Annotated in this window: 1 protein-coding gene; it reads left to right on the top strand. The window is 57.6% G+C overall.

Annotated features, from left to right (window positions below; genetic code table 11):
- Window positions 1-122: 122 nt before the first annotated feature.
- The coding region (locus HX803_RS32375; protein WP_178926114.1) for a RebB family R body protein at window positions 123-304 on the top strand (182 nt) is incomplete at its 3' end.

Below are 304 nucleotides of genomic sequence, written 5' to 3'. Positions count from 1 at the left end.
AAAGTCGCCCAGGGCGGCGTCTCGGACAACCTCACCAGCCTGCTGACGGTGCTCAAGTCATTCCAGTCTTGATCCCTGAGCACTAACGGATGTTGTTCTTTCTTAATCCAGGAGTTCCAACCATGAGTGCAGTCAGTCAGCAAATCACCGATGCCGTCACCCAGACCAACGTCAAGGTCGTCGCCGAATCGCCAGCGATGGCCATGAGCACGATTTATCAGTCCATGGGCCAGGCCACGGCGATTCTGTTCCAGAACGCGGTTTCGGCCCAGCAACAGCAAAACACCCTGGCCCAGGCCGCGAC

This window comes from Pseudomonas sp. P7548 (assembly GCF_013386585.1).
In the GTDB taxonomy this organism is placed as follows: Bacteria; Pseudomonadota; Gammaproteobacteria; order Pseudomonadales; family Pseudomonadaceae; genus Aquipseudomonas.
Note: the sequence above shows the minus strand (reverse complement) of the source record. Positions and strands in the feature narration are given on the sequence as shown.